This window comes from Pinisolibacter sp. DMC100, assembly GCF_056313705.1.
Genome location: NZ_JBQUZT010000001.1, coordinates 1,150,688 through 1,164,400, shown reverse-complemented (window position 1 = coordinate 1,164,400; position 13,713 = coordinate 1,150,688). Strand labels below are relative to the sequence as shown.

At 70.1% G+C, this 13,713-nt stretch carries 13 protein-coding genes and 1 tRNA gene; 11 read left to right on the top strand and 3 right to left on the bottom strand.

Going from position 1 to position 13,713, the window contains the following annotated elements; all coding sequences use genetic code 11:
* The first annotated feature begins 47 nt into the window (after positions 1-47).
* The 8 genes from ACT541_RS05355 to ACT541_RS05320 all read left to right on the top strand — a co-directional run bounded on the left by ACT541_RS05355 (position 48) and on the right by ACT541_RS05320 (position 6,768).
* On the top strand, positions 48-422 hold the full coding sequence (locus ACT541_RS05355) for a hypothetical protein (protein ID WP_476134865.1): 375 nt from the start codon (positions 48-50) through the stop codon (positions 420-422).
* A 39-nt stretch (positions 423-461) separates the two neighbouring features.
* Positions 462-986: a hypothetical protein gene (locus ACT541_RS05350; protein WP_476134863.1), complete on the top strand. Its 525-nt coding sequence runs from the start codon at positions 462-464 to the stop codon at positions 984-986.
* A 194-nt stretch (positions 987-1,180) separates the two neighbouring features.
* Positions 1,181-1,384 carry a helix-turn-helix domain-containing protein gene (locus ACT541_RS05345; RefSeq protein ID WP_476134862.1) on the top strand — a complete coding sequence of 68 codons (204 nt, stop codon included), beginning with the start codon at positions 1,181-1,183 and terminating at the stop codon, positions 1,382-1,384.
* A complete protein-coding gene (locus tag ACT541_RS05340; RefSeq protein ID WP_476134860.1) occupies positions 1,381-2,046 on the top strand; it encodes a hypothetical protein in 666 nt (221 codons plus the stop codon). The genes ACT541_RS05345 and ACT541_RS05340 overlap by 4 nt, the downstream gene beginning before the upstream one ends.
* Entirely contained in the window at positions 2,043-3,848 is a 1,806-nt protein-coding gene (locus tag ACT541_RS05335; RefSeq protein ID WP_476134859.1) for a phage tail tape measure protein, read from the top strand. The genes ACT541_RS05340 and ACT541_RS05335 overlap by 4 nt, the downstream gene beginning before the upstream one ends.
* Positions 3,848-4,246 (top strand): hypothetical protein, encoded by a 399-nt coding sequence (locus tag ACT541_RS05330; RefSeq protein WP_476134857.1) that lies wholly within the window; start codon positions 3,848-3,850, stop codon positions 4,244-4,246. The genes ACT541_RS05335 and ACT541_RS05330 overlap by 1 nt, the downstream gene beginning before the upstream one ends.
* Before the next feature lie 13 nt (positions 4,247-4,259).
* The gene (locus tag ACT541_RS05325; protein WP_476134856.1) at positions 4,260-4,577 is read left to right on the top strand and encodes a hypothetical protein; all 318 of its coding nucleotides are present in this window, start codon (positions 4,260-4,262) and stop codon (positions 4,575-4,577) included.
* Entirely contained in the window at positions 4,564-6,768 is a 2,205-nt protein-coding gene (locus tag ACT541_RS05320) for a DUF6371 domain-containing protein (RefSeq protein WP_476134855.1), read from the top strand. The genes ACT541_RS05325 and ACT541_RS05320 overlap by 14 nt, the downstream gene beginning before the upstream one ends.
* Positions 6,769-7,660: 892 nt before the next feature.
* On the opposite strand, the gene ACT541_RS05315 is transcribed toward ACT541_RS05320, so the two are convergent.
* Together ACT541_RS05315 and ACT541_RS05310 are read right to left on the bottom strand one after the other, a co-directional pair.
* Positions 7,661-7,735 (bottom strand) — tRNA-Gly (locus ACT541_RS05315).
* Between the two features lie 15 nt (positions 7,736-7,750).
* Positions 7,751-9,517 carry a glycosyltransferase gene (locus ACT541_RS05310; RefSeq protein WP_476134853.1) on the bottom strand — a complete coding sequence of 589 codons (1,767 nt, stop codon included), beginning with the start codon at positions 9,515-9,517 and terminating at the stop codon, positions 7,751-7,753.
* A gap of 216 nt (positions 9,518-9,733) precedes the next feature.
* Between ACT541_RS05310 and ACT541_RS05305 the strand changes: the two genes are divergently transcribed.
* The 3 genes from ACT541_RS05305 (at position 9,734) to ACT541_RS05295 (ending at position 12,231) form a co-directional block, all read left to right on the top strand.
* On the top strand, positions 9,734-10,561 hold the full coding sequence (locus ACT541_RS05305) for a transporter substrate-binding domain-containing protein (RefSeq protein ID WP_476134852.1): 828 nt from the start codon (positions 9,734-9,736) through the stop codon (positions 10,559-10,561).
* A gap of 10 nt (positions 10,562-10,571) precedes the next feature.
* Positions 10,572-11,258, top strand: coding sequence for an alpha/beta family hydrolase (locus tag ACT541_RS05300; RefSeq protein ID WP_476134851.1), 687 nt, complete (start codon positions 10,572-10,574; stop codon positions 11,256-11,258).
* Between the two features lie 175 nt (positions 11,259-11,433).
* On the top strand, positions 11,434-12,231 hold the full coding sequence (locus ACT541_RS05295) for a sulfite exporter TauE/SafE family protein (protein WP_476134849.1): 798 nt from the start codon (positions 11,434-11,436) through the stop codon (positions 12,229-12,231).
* Between the two features lie 4 nt (positions 12,232-12,235).
* On the opposite strand, the gene ACT541_RS05290 is transcribed toward ACT541_RS05295, so the two are convergent.
* Positions 12,236-13,621, bottom strand: a complete 1,386-nt coding sequence (locus ACT541_RS05290; protein WP_476136038.1) for a leucyl aminopeptidase family protein — start codon at positions 13,619-13,621, stop codon at positions 12,236-12,238.
* Positions 13,622-13,713: the final 92 nt, after the last annotated feature.

Here is a 13,713-nt window from a genome sequence, read left to right as displayed (position 1 = left end):
ACGCGCAACGTTATACCAAAATGGTGACTTGAACAAGGTTCCTCACCATGCGCCTCTCGATCGCAACTCGCTCGCTGATCACCACCGCCGGCACCTTCGATCGGGCCGCGATCATGGCCGACGCCTGGGTGGTCTACCGCAAATGGTACCGGCATGAGCCGGCGCGGTTGCGCGAGCGGCTCGCGAACATCCTCCGCCGTCTGTGGGACGATGCCCGCGAGCAGCGCGCCGCATTCCTGTGCCGCGAAGCCGAGCGCGCCGCGTTCGACGCCGCCCGTGCGCGTCGCGCCGCGGCCGAAGCCTCCCCCGCCGGCCAAGCACTGCTCCATGAGCAGGCGATGCTCACCTATTGCGACGACTGGCGCTTTGCCCGCCGCCGCGCGGCCGAAATCGACGCCGCACTCGACCGTTTCGCAGCGTGAACGGGCCATCGACCCCGTGTCCAGCAAGGAGGAAGAGCCATGACGAACACCGATCCCACGTCCACCGCCGCCGAATGGCGCAACGGAATCGTCGTCACCCTGACGAGCGCAGACGATGCTCGTTTCCACAGGCTCACTTCCGGCGAAGTCGTCGACGATCAGGGCCGGGTCGGCGCCGACTTCGTGCCGGCCTGGGTCGTCGACAGCCTGACGCCCAACGTCAGGCCGGCGACCCCGACCGAGATCGAGGCAGCGCTCGCCTCGTCCGGCACGTTCGGCGGCGGGTTCCTCGACCTTCTTCGTTACCGCGCCGCGGTGGTGGAGACCGTCACGGGGCCGTCCTGGGACGATGACGTGCCGCGGCTCGAACAGATCGCCGACCTCGAGCGTCGGATGATTGCCAGCCCACCGCGGGCGCCTGATGAAATCGCCGGGGCGTTGGCGGTGGTTCGTGCCGAAATCGCCGACGGCTTCCTCGGGTCGGACACCATCGAGGAATTTCTCGTTGCGATCGTCGAAGCCGCCGCCGAGTTCGTGGCCGGTCATGCGGCGCGGCACGCATGACCACCGCCCTCGCACCCGCCGGTCGGTGATGACCCGTGTATCGGTCAACCGGGTCAACACGCTTCGGAGGAAAACCCCGTCACCTGTGGCGGGGTTTTTCTTGGAAGCAAATTCGTTGTCTGGCACGCATTTTCCTCGTTCCTTTGAAGGCGAGAGACGACTTTTCATGTCGCTAGACTTCGAGGAGAATGAAAATGAACTCACTCACACTCTTGATGAACGAGAAGGCCGCAGCGGAAAAGCTCTGCGTGAGTCATCGGACCTTGCAGGCGTGGCGCGTGACGGGCGGTGGTCCGACCTATCGCAAAGTCGGACGCCGCGTCGTCTACGCCGAGGCCGATCTCGTCTCCTTCGTCGAGGCCGGCGCGCGGTCGCACACTTCGGAGGCGCGCCGATGACCACCGCCACTCCCTCTTTCCGCGCCGCGGTGGTCGCGCCGCTCGGCGAAGAGGCCACACAGTTCGGCTTCTGGTGTCCCTGGTGCGAGACGGCACACGCGCACGGTCTCGCCGGCATGACCCCCGCCGAGGCTCGGGGGAAGACCACGAATCTGGGTTCGCACTGTCTGCCACGCCGCTCACCGCTCGCCGGCCGCGGCGTCGACCTGACCATCGATCGCCTGGTGCGGTCGTGGGATCACATCGAGCCGCCCGGCCCCTTCCTCGCCGTGGCGGGCGATCCGCTCAACACCCGCGTGCGGCTCGGATCGGTGCTCGAGCACGGCCGTCTCGCGCTCGCGCTGATACGCCTGGTCTTCGGCAAGAACCGCGCCGCCGCCGGCTTCGACGCCCGTCTCGTCGGTGGATGGGCTCAGGTCTGGGGTGGTGGTTCTCACTGGTACGTCCAGAATCAGAACCGCGACACCCTCGCCCAAGGCCACAGCCTCGGTCGGCTGCTCGCCCGCCTGTTCGGCGTGCCGATCGGCGTCGTCGGCGTGCGGGTGCTCGAGGATGCCCTCGGGCTCGCCCTGTCGTCGGACGCCCGCATCAACCTCGCCCTGGCCATCGAGCGCGCGGCTTCCCGCACCACCGCGAAGAACGAACAGGAGATCGGCGCATGACTAGGGTCGTCGAAGCAAAGTTGCGGCTCTCCGCCGAAGACAAAACCGCCGCCGGGCTCAACTCGGCAGCGGCGCGCCTCAAGGCCTTCGAAGCGAAAGCTGCCGCGCTGGATCGTGCGGCGGGCGCCGCGGCGCAACGACGCCGCATCGACGAGAAGGCCCAGCAGATCACGGCTCGGTACCATCGAGCGCAGGTGGCCGGCGCGATCACCGCCGGTGCCCGCGTGGCCGCGCCCTACATCGGTGCCGCTGCCGTGGCGAAGTCTTTCACCGACTTCGCCAAGTTCGATCGGCAGATGACCAACATCGGCATCATCGCCGATGCCACCCGCGAGGAGATGGAACGGGCCGGAGAAGCGGTTCGCAAGATCGCCTCCGATGCCGCGACGCCGATCGGTGACGTTGCCGGCGGCCTGGAAACCCTGGTCGCTGCCGGCCGCAAGCTCCCCGAGGCGATGGCGTTCCTGCCGACCGTGACGAAGACGGCGCTCGCCACCAATGCCGCGGTGGACGACATCGCGAAGACGGCCGACGCCATGGGCGCATCGTTCAAGATCGCGGGCGGCGACATGGAGCGCGCCTTCGACGTGGCGGCCTTCCTCGGCAACGAAGGCCGCTTCGAGCTGAAAGACCAGAGCCGCTATCTGCCGTCGATCGCGCCCCTTGCGGCGACGCGCGGCCTGCTCGGAATCGAGGGGTTGACCCACGTCGGCGCCGCTCTTCAGGTCATTCAGAAGAACGCCGGCACGGCCGAAGAAGCCGCCGCCAGCATGACCGACGTGCTCGGCAAGATCGACACGGACGAGACCATCAAGCGCATGTCCAAAGAGTTCGGCGTCGACCTTCCCAAGGCTCTCGCCAAGGGGAAGAAGGCCGGTCAGAACACGTTCGACACGTTCATCGACCTCGCCGAGCGGGCCGTCGGCGGCGACATGGAAAAAGTGAACAGGATCTTCGGTGACAAAGAGGCTCGTCGCGGCCTCACGGCCCTTCTGCAACACCGCGAAATCTATCGGCAGCTGATCGCCAAGGCGGCCGAAGCCGGCGGCACCATCGCGAGCGGAGCGGCCCGCAAGGTCACCGATGCGCAGGCCGCCGTCGACCGGCTCGGCAACGCCTTCAACTCCGCAGCGGTCGCGACAGGGCGCCTCCTCGACGCAGCCGGCGTCACCACCTTTCTCGAGGGTGTCGCGACGAAGGCGGGTGAGGCCTCCGTCTCCCTCCAAGACCTCTCCGAGAAGGTCCGGGACCTCGGCACCGTCGATGGTGTGGTGCAGTGGCTGGCGGTCGGCCCCTCGGCGACGTCGCCCGAGGCGAAGGCCGCGCTCGCGACCTCACAGACCGACCCCAACAGCTTCTTCGCCGCCCGGTATCACTCCGCTCCGACCGCTTCTTATGGCGTGTGGGGATGGAACGACCCCGCGTCGCGAGAGGTGGAAGAACTGCGGCGGCGACAGGAAATCGCGCGATCGTACCCGTTGCCGGACTGGGTTCCCTCCCCCGGCATCCCCGACTCCGATCTCCAGCCGCTCCGTCACTACATGATGCCGCAGCCGCGGCCCCGCCGTCCTGGCGAGCGGGGCGGAATTCCGCCGCTCCCCAGAGAGAGACCCGACCCGTTCGATATCAAGGTCCAGCTCGACGACGCCTCAATGGACGCCGAGGTCATGCGCATGCGGGCTCGCCTGCAGTCGAGCCTCGACGCTCAACCCCTGATCATCCGTACCCGTGCGGAACCGGCCAAGGCTCCGCTCGACACCGGCCGCTCGTTCAAGGGCGGTGACTTCTCGGGGGCGCCGTGATGACCACCCGAAACCGTCGACCCGGTTCCCTTCCGCGCGGATTCAAGGCCGGCGCCGCGCTGGCGCCCTCTTCCACCGTGATCTCCGGCCTCTACGCCGAGCGCGTCGCCCTGTTCGATCGCCTGGCCGAGCGCTTCGGCTCGGTTCCGTCGAACGACGATGAGCTGACGACGGCGATTTTCGCGTTGGATCGCCAGATCCTCGCCGCCGCGCCGGCACGCCTCGGCGACCTCGGCGCCAAGGCGCGAATCCTCCGCACCCTCTGCGCCGGCCTTCCGCCCGACGGCGACATCGCCGTCCGCGTCGGCTTCGAGACGCTCGTCGCCGACTTCCTCCTCGAAATCGAGCGCACCCTCGGCTCCCCCGTCGATCGTGCCGCCGGTCTCGCGGCGAACTGACGAGGGACGCACCATGCCGAAATCACATCGTCGCATCGCCTTCGCCCGGATCGCCGAGGCAGCGCTCGACCGCGCCGATCAGATCGTCACGCGGTGGTTGCCCGACGGGCGCCGCGAAGGCGCCGAATGGGTCGCGCGCAACCCGACCCGCGCCGACCACCGCCCGGGCTCGTTCAAGGTGAACCTGCGCACCGGTCGGTGGGGTGACTTCTCGACCGGCGACAGGGGCGGCGATCTCGTCGCCCTCGCCGCCTTCCTCTTCTGCGGTGGCGACATGGGCGAGGCTGCCAGACGTGTAGCCGAGATGGTGGCATGCGATGTCTACGAATAATCCGTTCGCCCCGCTCGTCGCCACCACCGCCCCCGCTCCGAAGAAACGCGCCGACGGCTGGCGCTGCCTCACGCCGGTTCCCGACGACGCTCCGGCGCCGCCGGAGGCACACCCTAGCCTCGGCAAGCCGTCGGGGCGGTGGTTCTATGCCGATGCCTCCGGCGCGCTCCTGGGGCTCGCCAATCGCTTCGACGCGGCCGACGGATCGAAGCAATTCCGCCCCGTCACTCTGTGGGAGCGCGACCGCGACCACCGCCGCGAATGGCGGTGGGAGGCATGGCCGTCGCCGCGCCCGCTCTACGGCCTCGACCGCCTCACCGAGCAGCCGAAGGCACCCGTCGTCGTCACCGAGGGCGAGAAGGCGGCGGATGCCGCCGCGCGGCTTCTCCCCGGTCACGTCGTGGTGACCTCGCCGAACGGGTCGAAGAGCGCTGCGAAAGCCGACTGGTCGCCGCTCTCCGGCCGGCGCGTCGTGATCTGGCCGGATGCCGACGCGGCCGGAGGCGCCTATGCCGACGCCGTCGCCTCGATGGTCCGAGATGCCGGCGCGACGTTCGTTGCAGTCCTGACGCCTCCGGATGGCGTCAGCGAAGGGTGGGATGCAGCCGACGCCGAGGCAGACGGGTGGACCACCGCGCGCGCCGACGCATTCGTCGCAACGGCGCGACCGGTGGCGGTGGTGAAGCCCGAGCCCGTGCGCGCGCCGACGAAGACCACCGCGCGGGCGAAGCCCAAGACCGAAGACGACGAGGCGAACGCCGCCGGCCGCCAGCGCCGACCGGCACAGCGCGACCAGCTCATGAGCCTCTGCACCTTCGTCGACCTGTGGCACGACGAGGCGGGCGAGTGCTTCGCGACGTTCCCCGTCGGCGGCCACCGCGAGAGCTGGTCGCTGTCGTCGAAGGCCTTCCGGCGGTGGTTGTCGGTGAGGAGCTACGAGGAGACCGGCCTAGCACCAGGCGGACAAGCCCTCGACGACACCATTCGCGTCCTCGAGGCCCGTGCCTATTCCGAGGGGCCGGAGCGGGTGCCGTGCCTCCGGGTCGGCGAGGCGGACGGGCGGGCCTATCTCGACCTCGTCGATTCCACCTGGCGCGCGATCGAGGTCGACGCCGACGGCTGGCGCATGGTCGATCGCCCGCCCGTCGCCTTCGTGCGGTCCGGCCAAATGTGGGCGCTGGTCGAACCCGAAGCGGGCTACGGCATCGAAGAGCTTCGCCGGTTCGTCAATGTCGAGCGCGAGGAAGACTTCCTACTTCTCGTCGCCTGGATCGTTGCGGCGCTGCGCTCTTCCGGCCCCTATCCCGTCCTCGTCTTCGCGGGCGAACAGGGTACGGGCAAGTCGACGATCTCGCGCTTGGTGCGCTCTCTCGTCGATCCGAATGCCTCTCCAATCCGCGCCGTGCCGAAAGACGACCGCGATCTTGTGGTCGGCGCCGTCAATTCCCACGTGCTCGGCCTCGACAATCTGTCGAGCGTGCCGGCGTGGCTCTCGGATGCCCTCTGCCGCCTCTCAACCGGCGGCGGCTTCGCATCTCGCATGTTGCACACCGACCGAGACGAGATGGTTCTTCAGGCCATTCGACCAATCATTTTGAACGGGATTCCGAGCCTGACCGACCGTCCCGACCTCGCCTCGCGTGCCGTGACGGTTCGCCTGCGGCCGATCGCCGAGGACGAGCGCCGTTCGGAGCGGGATTTCTGGGCGGATTGGGCCGTCGTTGCACCGCGCGTGCTCGGTGCGCTCCTCGACGCCTTCTCGACGGGCTTGCACCGCCTGCCGTCGGTGAAGCTCGATCGCTTGCCCCGCATGGCGGACTTCGCCGAGTTCGCGGTCGCCTGCGAGCCGGGCTTCGGCTTCGAGCCCGGATCGTTCCTCGCTGCCTATCAGGCGAACCAAGAGGACGCGACCGAGACGACATTCGAGGCCGATCCGGTTGCAGTCGCCATCGTGAACTTCATCCGGAACGACTACCCGACAGGTTGGAACGGGTCGGCGACCGATCTTCTCGCCGCCCTCAACACCCGCGCCGCCGAGTTCATCAAGCGGACGAAGCTATGGCCGGCGACGGCCTCGTCTCTCGGAAACCGGATCGACCGCATCGCGCCCGTGCTTCGTGCGCGTGGTTTCGCCGTCGAGCGCCGGCACTCCGGAACGCGAACGATCTCGATCGCTCCCGCCGCGCGCTGAACCCTGCTCGACCGGCCAGCCTCCCCGCGCCCCTCTGTCCGCTGGAAGGCACCACCGCCCGACACTGCCCATGACGGGGCCGGCGGGCGGTGGTGGCGCCCCCATGGCACCCCCCCCACCAAGGGACCGTACGACCCAATCGACCAGGGCACGGGGCCGCGGCCCGCCGAGTTTGGGCAGTGCAGCGGCGCACACCCGGTACACGGGTCGGTTCGCCGCACGCGTCGATCCGTGCTGCTCGCACACATCGCCCAGCCCCCCCCCGGTCTAGGGACCGTACCCCATCCTGGCGGTGGTGCGGGTGCCCGCAGCCGCTGGAAACCGTCAGTTGGTTTTTGCCGGATGACGGTTGACGAGGTTGACGGCTACCGACGTCCGGCACCCGCAACGGTTGCCCTTCTCGTCAACCGACCAATCGGCCCCGGCATTTGCTGCGACCTACTACCGGCGACCACCGCCCCAAGGTCAACCAAGGCCGGGGCGTGCGCGATCGGTGGACGGCGTTGGACGGCAGGCGGACAGCAAGCGGTCGTTTTCGCGACGGTTCAACTCATTGATAAAATTGATGATGGACGGCGTTGGACGGCTTGGACGGCTCTTTTCCTCATAGAAGAAAAGGATGCTACGGCAGAGCAAGGGGCGACGCCCTCGGACGTCGTGCCGTGGAATGGATTGCCAAGGGGAAAGGGGTTTTCGAAGGGGAGTGGGCCGAAATCGCGTCCAGCAACCTCGAAAGGCCACCTCGGCAGGGGGCGGGCGCCGCAGGTCGTCGAGCCGCGACTCGTGGTGACCTCGCTCCGTTTGGTGACCTATTGGTGACCCGAGCAGACAACCAACCCCAGGCTTCGACCATGGCCGAAGCTGAAAACTCAACAGTTTCAATGTGATGAACTGGAGCGGGCGATGGGGATCGAACCCACGACATTCAGCTTGGGAAGCTGACGTTCTACCTCTGAACTACACCCGCTCGAGGCAACCTCTCTTACCCTTCGGCGGGGGCTCCGTGCAAGCCCTCGCGGGCGTCGGTCGGCTGCGGCGTCGTCGCCTCCCCGTCTTCGGCGAGGCGGGCGGCGAGGCCGTGCGGCGTCTTGTTCCAATGCGCGGGGTCGCGCAGCAGCTCGACGATCGCGGCGTAGGTGGCGAGGGAAATGGCGCACCAGTAGACCGGCATGGTCGCCAGATCGACGAGGCGGAAGCGTCGGCCGACGCGAGACGCCACCGTCAGGGCGAGGATCAGCGCCCCGACGAGGCCGGTGGCGAAGGCCGTCAGCGCCGCGAACGTCAAGACGTCCTCGTCGATCCCCGAATCGTGGAGGAGCGGCAGCACCCCGGCGAGCTGCAGTCCCACCAGGACGAGGCTCGGCAGGAAGGTCGCCGCCGACAGGACCTGACCGGCGAGCACGATGTGGACGGCGACCGCGTCGCGCAGGTCGAGTTCGGTATGCAGCCGCCGCGGCCGGCGCATGTGGGTGAGCCAGGTCTGCATCCAACCCTTCATCCAGCGGGTGCGCTGGGCGAACCAGGCGGCGAGATCGGTCGGCGCCTCCTCGCGGGTGGCCGAGGCGACGACGCCGGCATGCCAACCGGCGCGGACGAGGCGCACGGCGACGTCGGCGTCCTCGGTGACGTTGTGCGGATCCCAGCCGCCGACGGCGAGGAGCGCGTCGCGGCGGAAGTGGTTCGAGGTGCCGCCGAGCGGCAGGAACAGGCGACGCTCGGCGAGCCACGGCAGGAGACCATGGAAGAGCATGGCGTATTCGATCTCGAACTGGCGCACCAGCCAGGGCCGCGCGTCGGCGGCATGGTCGATCTCGAGCGCCGCCTGGACGACCGCGAGATCGTCGGACCCGCGGGCGAAGACGGCGGCGGCGCGGCGCAGCTGGTCGGGGTCGGGGCGATCCTCGGCGTCGTAGACGGTGACGAAGTCGGCATCGACGGTGGCGAGCGCGAAGTCGAGCGCCTTCGGCTTGGTGCGCGGCAGCGACGGCGGCACGATCACCATGTCGACCGCGGTGCCTTCGACCGCACGCTCGGCGGCGGCACGGGTGGCGAGGTCGTCGGCTTCCACCACCAGCCGCAGGTCGAGGCGGTCGGCGGGATAGTCGAGCCGCGACAGCGCCGCCACCAGATCGGCGACGACGGCCTCCTCGCGATGGATCGGCACCAGCACGGCGAAGCGTGGCAGATCGCCGTCGGCGAGTGGCGGGGGCGGGGGCGGCTGGCCGGTCTCGGCGACGAGCAGGCGGAAGAGACCGATCATCAGGAAGACGAAGGTCCAGGTCGCCGTCACCGGCCCCGGCGAGCCGAGCGCCGTCGCGCCGAGGGCGAGGAAGCCGGCGACGGCGAGGAGCGGCCGACCGAGGCTCGGCAGGCATGCCGCCGACAGCAGCGGGTCACGGTCGAGCATCGCCCGGACCGCGCGCCGGCCGAGCGCTTGGGCCCAGCGTTCGATCAGGGCGCGGCGGATCACCCGCGGCGCGGCGACGGCGATGCGGCGGCGTTCTGCCGGATGGGCGGCGAGGAAGGCCGCGGTGGCGGCGCGTTTCTCGGCGCTCGGCGCGATCACCATCACCGCCGGCCCGCCCTCGGCGCCCGGAACCATGATCGTGTCGGCACGGGCGAAGACGGCCGGCGGCGGCGGAACGACATCGTCCGGTTCGGGATCGACGGCGATCGCCTCGAGGTGGGCGACGCCGAGGTCGCGCGCCACCTGCCGCCAGTCGTCGCGGCGCGGGCGGAAAGGCAGCACCGGGACCGGCGCGGGGCGGCCGATCGGGTGGTCGTCGCTCGAAGGACTTGAATCGAAGTGCCGAATGGCGCTTTCTCCCCAACACGAGGGCCATGGGAATCGAAGCCTTCGCGCGACGCGCCCACCGACACCCGTACCCGCAACCCGAGACGCGCCATGATTGCAAATTCCCGACGCCCTGTCGCTCTCGGATTGTTGCTGATCGCGATGCTCGCATTGCGCGCACCAGCGGTTACCGCGGCGGAAGCCACGCCGGCGCCGAGCGCCGCGGCGACGGCCGAGGCGATCCCGTTCCGACCGCTGTTCTGGGATCCGGACGTGCGGCCGGCGAAGCCGATCGGTGAGGTTCAGTCGATCCGCTTCCTCGTCACCGGCGACCACCCGCCCCTGTCCTTCCTCGACGCCAGCGGCCGGCTGATGGGCTATCACGTCGATCTGGCGCGGGTGCTGTGCGAGGAGATCGGCGCGACCTGCGCGATCCAGATGCGGCCCTTCGGCGATCTGGTTCCCGCCCTCATGGACAAGCGCGGCGACGCGATCATGGCCGGGCTCGCCGTCGGCCCGGAGCTGCGCGATCGGCTCGACACCACCGACGCCTATCTGACGACGCCGGGCCGATTCGTCGCGCTGAAGGACGAGGCCGTCACCCCGACGCCGGAAGGGCTCGAGGGGCGATGGATCTCGGTCGTCTCCGGCTCGGTCCACGAGGCCTATGCGCTCTCCCATTTCCCCAAGGCGCGGATCGCCGCCTATCCGGACGAGACGGCGGCGCGCGAGGCGGTGCGGGAACGCCGTGTCGTCGCCCATTTCGGCGACGCCATCGGCCTGTCGTTCTGGCTCGACGGCGCGAGTTCCAAGGGCTGCTGCGCCTTCGTCGGCGGACCGTGGAACGAGCCGGCGGTGTTCGGCGAGGGCTTCCGCATCGCCGTGCCCAAGGCCAATCCACGCCTCAAGCGCCATCTCGACTGGGCGCTGCGCAAGGCGGCGACCGACGGCCGGCTCGCCGAACTCTATCTGCGCTGGTTCCCGCGCGGCTACTACTGAGAAGAGACACGTGACCGATACCGCGACCACCCTGCTCTGGACCGTCGGCGACAGCCCGCGCGCCACCGTCCTCCTCGCCCACGGCGCCGGCGCGCCGATGGATTCGGCCTTCATGAACCGGATCGCCGAGGGCCTCGCCGCCCACGGGTTGGCGGTCGCCCGCTTCGAGTTCGCCTACATGGCGAAGCGGCGGACGACGGGGAAGAAGTTCCCGCCGCCGAAGGCCGAGAAGCTCTCGAGCGAGTTCCGCGCCGCGGTCGAGGCGGTGCTCGCCGCGCCCGAACGGGTCGGCCCGATCGTCGTCGGCGGCAAGTCGATGGGCGGCCGCGTCGCCGCCATCACCGCCGGCGAGGCGCTGCCGGAGGCGGTCGCCGGCGTCGCCTGCCTCGGCTATCCCTTCCACGGCCCCGGTCGGCCGGAGGAGATCCGCCTCGCGCCCCTGCAGAACGGGCTCCTGCCGACGCTGGTCCTCCAGGGCGAGCGCGACGAATTCGGCTCGCGGATCGAGGTCGAGGCACTGCCGGTCGGCGACAGGACCCGCTTCGAATGGATCGAGGACGGCAGCCACGACTTCGGGCCGCGCGGGGCGTCGCCGGCGACGCTGAAGACCAACGTGGCGCATGCCTGCGAGGCGCTCGCCGCCTTCGCGCTGGGCTTCGCCGCCGTCGACTCGGCCGACGCCGCCGAACCGACCTGACGGGTCGGCATTCCTCCGAGGGGCGCCTGCGCGCAATTCGCTTCCGACGACGAGGCGATCGACGCGACGCCTTGGCTTGTTCGGCGCGGCCGGACATCGGATAGTCGCGCGAGCCGATCGTCGTGGAACATCATGCTCCACGGCCCGGTTCGCCGCGTCTCTTCGAGGAAAGCCATTGTCGCTCCTGTCGTCGATCGAACCCGCTTTCGCCCTGTCCGGGCTCGGTGTCGGCCTGCTGGTCGGCATGACCGGCGTCGGCGGCGGGTCGCTGATGACGCCGCTGCTGGTGCTGCTCTTCGGGGTTCATCCGGTGACGGCGGTCGGCACCGACCTCCTGTTCGCGGCGGCGACCAAGACCGTCGGCATGGGCGTGCACGGTTTCAACAAGACGGTCGACTGGACGGTGACGCGACTGCTCGCCACCGGCTCGATCCCGGCGACGATCCTGACGCTGTGGGCGCTGGCGCATGTCCAGGCGTCGAGCGGCGGCAACGCGAAGCTGGTCTCCGACGTGCTCGGGGCGATGCTGATCGTCACCGCCTGCGCTCTGATCTTCCGCCGCGCCCTGCGGCGCTTCGCCGATCGCCGCGTCGGCGCCGCCCCGCTCGACGAGAGGCTCGGCGGCTGGGGCACGATCGGGCTCGGCGCGGTGCTCGGCGTCGTCGTCTCGATCTCGTCGGTCGGTGCCGGGGCGATCGGCATGACGGCGCTCCTGGTGCTGCATTCCCACCGCCCGATCGCCCGGCTGATCGGCGCCGACATCGCCCATGCCGTGCCGCTGACGCTGATCGCCGGAGCCGGTCACTGGCTGATCGGCTCGGTCGACCTCGGGCTGCTGGCGACGCTGCTGGTCGGCTCGGTACCGGGGGTGATCGTCGGCTCGATGATCGGCCCGCGCCTGCCGGAACCCGCCCTGCGCCTCGCGCTGGCGGCGATCCTGGCGATCGTCGGCGTCAAGCTGATCGCCGCCTGAAGCCTCACACCTTCGGCCAGCGCGCCGCGATCACCGCGAAGAGGGCGCGGATCGCCTGCGCCTCGCCGCCTTCCGGGCGGCCGGGCTTGGCCGACGGCGTCCAGGCGTAGATGTCGAAATGCGCCCAGGCGGTGGTGTTCTCGACGAACTTCTGCAGGAACAGCGCCGCGGTGATCGAGCCGGCGAAACCGCCCGAGGAGACGTTGTTGGTGTCGGCGATCCGGCTGTCGAGCATCGCCCGATAGCCCGGCCACAACGGCATGCGCCACAGCGGATCGAAGACCGCAACGGACGCCGCCGCGACGTCGGCGGCGAGCCCCTCGTCGTCGGTGTAGAAGGGCGGGATCTCCGGCCCGAGCGCGACGCGGGCCGCGCCCGTCAGGGTGGCGAGGTCGACCAGCAGGTCGGGCGCCTCCTCGTCGGCGAGCGCGAGAGCGTCGGCGAGCACGAGGCGTCCCTCGGCGTCGGTGTTGCCGACCTCGACCGTCAGCCCCTTGCGCGAGGGCACCACGTCGCTCGGACGGAAGGCGCGGCCGGAGACCGAATTCTCCACCGCCGGCACGATCAGGCGCAGCCGCACGGGAAGCCCCGCCTCGATGATCATCCTGGCGAGCGCCAGCGCGTTGGCCGCACCGCCCATGTCCTTCTTCATCAGCAGCATGGCGCTGTCGGGCTTGATGTCGAGGCCGCCGGTGTCGAAGCAGACGCCCTTGCCGACCAGCGTCACCTTCGGGTGCGACGGATCGCCGAAGGTCGCGTCGACGAGGCGCGGCGCGCGGTCCGATCCCTTGCCGACGGCATGGACGAGGGGGAAGTTCGCCGCGAGGAGATCGTCGCCGACCACCTCCGAGACCTTGCCGCCGACCGGCTCGAAGACGGCGCGGATCGCCGCGGCGAGCTCTTCCGGCCCCATGTCGTTGGCCGGGGTGGTGACGAGATCGCGGGCGAGGCGGACGGCCTCCGCCGTGCGCGCCACCGCGGCGAAGTCGACGTCGGGGCCGGCGACCAGCCGCACCTCGCGGTCGGGCGCCGCCTTGTAGCGGCCGAAGCGCCATGCCTCCAGCGCGAAGGCGAGCGTCGCCAGGCCCTCGTCCTCGAGCGGGCCGGCGAAGGCCCAGACGCCGGCGGGCAGCAGGCTCGCCGCCCTGCCGGGCAGGAAGGGGGTGCGCGCCGCCTCGCCGCGCCGACCGAGGCCGAACAGGGCGCCGGCGATCGCGCCGTTCGCCTCCGGCAGCAACAGCACCTGCCCGGCCTTGCCCTCGAAGCCGCTGGCGCGGGCGAAGGCGGCGACCGGCTCGCCGAGCGCATCGAGCCGCGTGGCGAGGCCGTCGGGCGTCACGAGATGGATCGGCAGCGTGGCGAGCGAGGCGTCGTGCGGCAGGATCGGCATTTCGGCGGCGGAGAGCGACACGGGGCAGGTCCTCGGCAGTTCGGGGGGAGGATGCGAATGCACCACGCTCGCGAACCGCTGTCCAGCGCGTC

Excerpts from the sequence above, each read along its gene's own strand:
- ACT541_RS05355 (WP_476134865.1), top strand. The coding sequence starts at position 48 with ATGCGCCTCTCGATCGCAACTCGCTCGCTGATCACCACCGCCGGCACC.
- ACT541_RS05350 (WP_476134863.1), top strand. The coding sequence starts at position 462 with ATGACGAACACCGATCCCACGTCCACCGCCGCCGAATGGCGCAACGGA.
- ACT541_RS05345 (WP_476134862.1), top strand. The coding sequence starts at position 1,181 with ATGAACTCACTCACACTCTTGATGAACGAGAAGGCCGCAGCGGAAAAG.
- ACT541_RS05340 (WP_476134860.1), top strand. The coding sequence starts at position 1,381 with ATGACCACCGCCACTCCCTCTTTCCGCGCCGCGGTGGTCGCGCCGCTC.
- ACT541_RS05335 (WP_476134859.1), top strand. The coding sequence starts at position 2,043 with ATGACTAGGGTCGTCGAAGCAAAGTTGCGGCTCTCCGCCGAAGACAAA.
- ACT541_RS05330 (WP_476134857.1), top strand. The coding sequence starts at position 3,848 with ATGACCACCCGAAACCGTCGACCCGGTTCCCTTCCGCGCGGATTCAAG.
- ACT541_RS05325 (WP_476134856.1), top strand. The coding sequence starts at position 4,260 with ATGCCGAAATCACATCGTCGCATCGCCTTCGCCCGGATCGCCGAGGCA.
- ACT541_RS05320 (WP_476134855.1), top strand. The coding sequence starts at position 4,564 with ATGTCTACGAATAATCCGTTCGCCCCGCTCGTCGCCACCACCGCCCCC.
- ACT541_RS05290 (WP_476136038.1), bottom strand. The coding sequence starts at position 13,621 with ATGCCGATCCTGCCGCACGACGCCTCGCTCGCCACGCTGCCGATCCAT.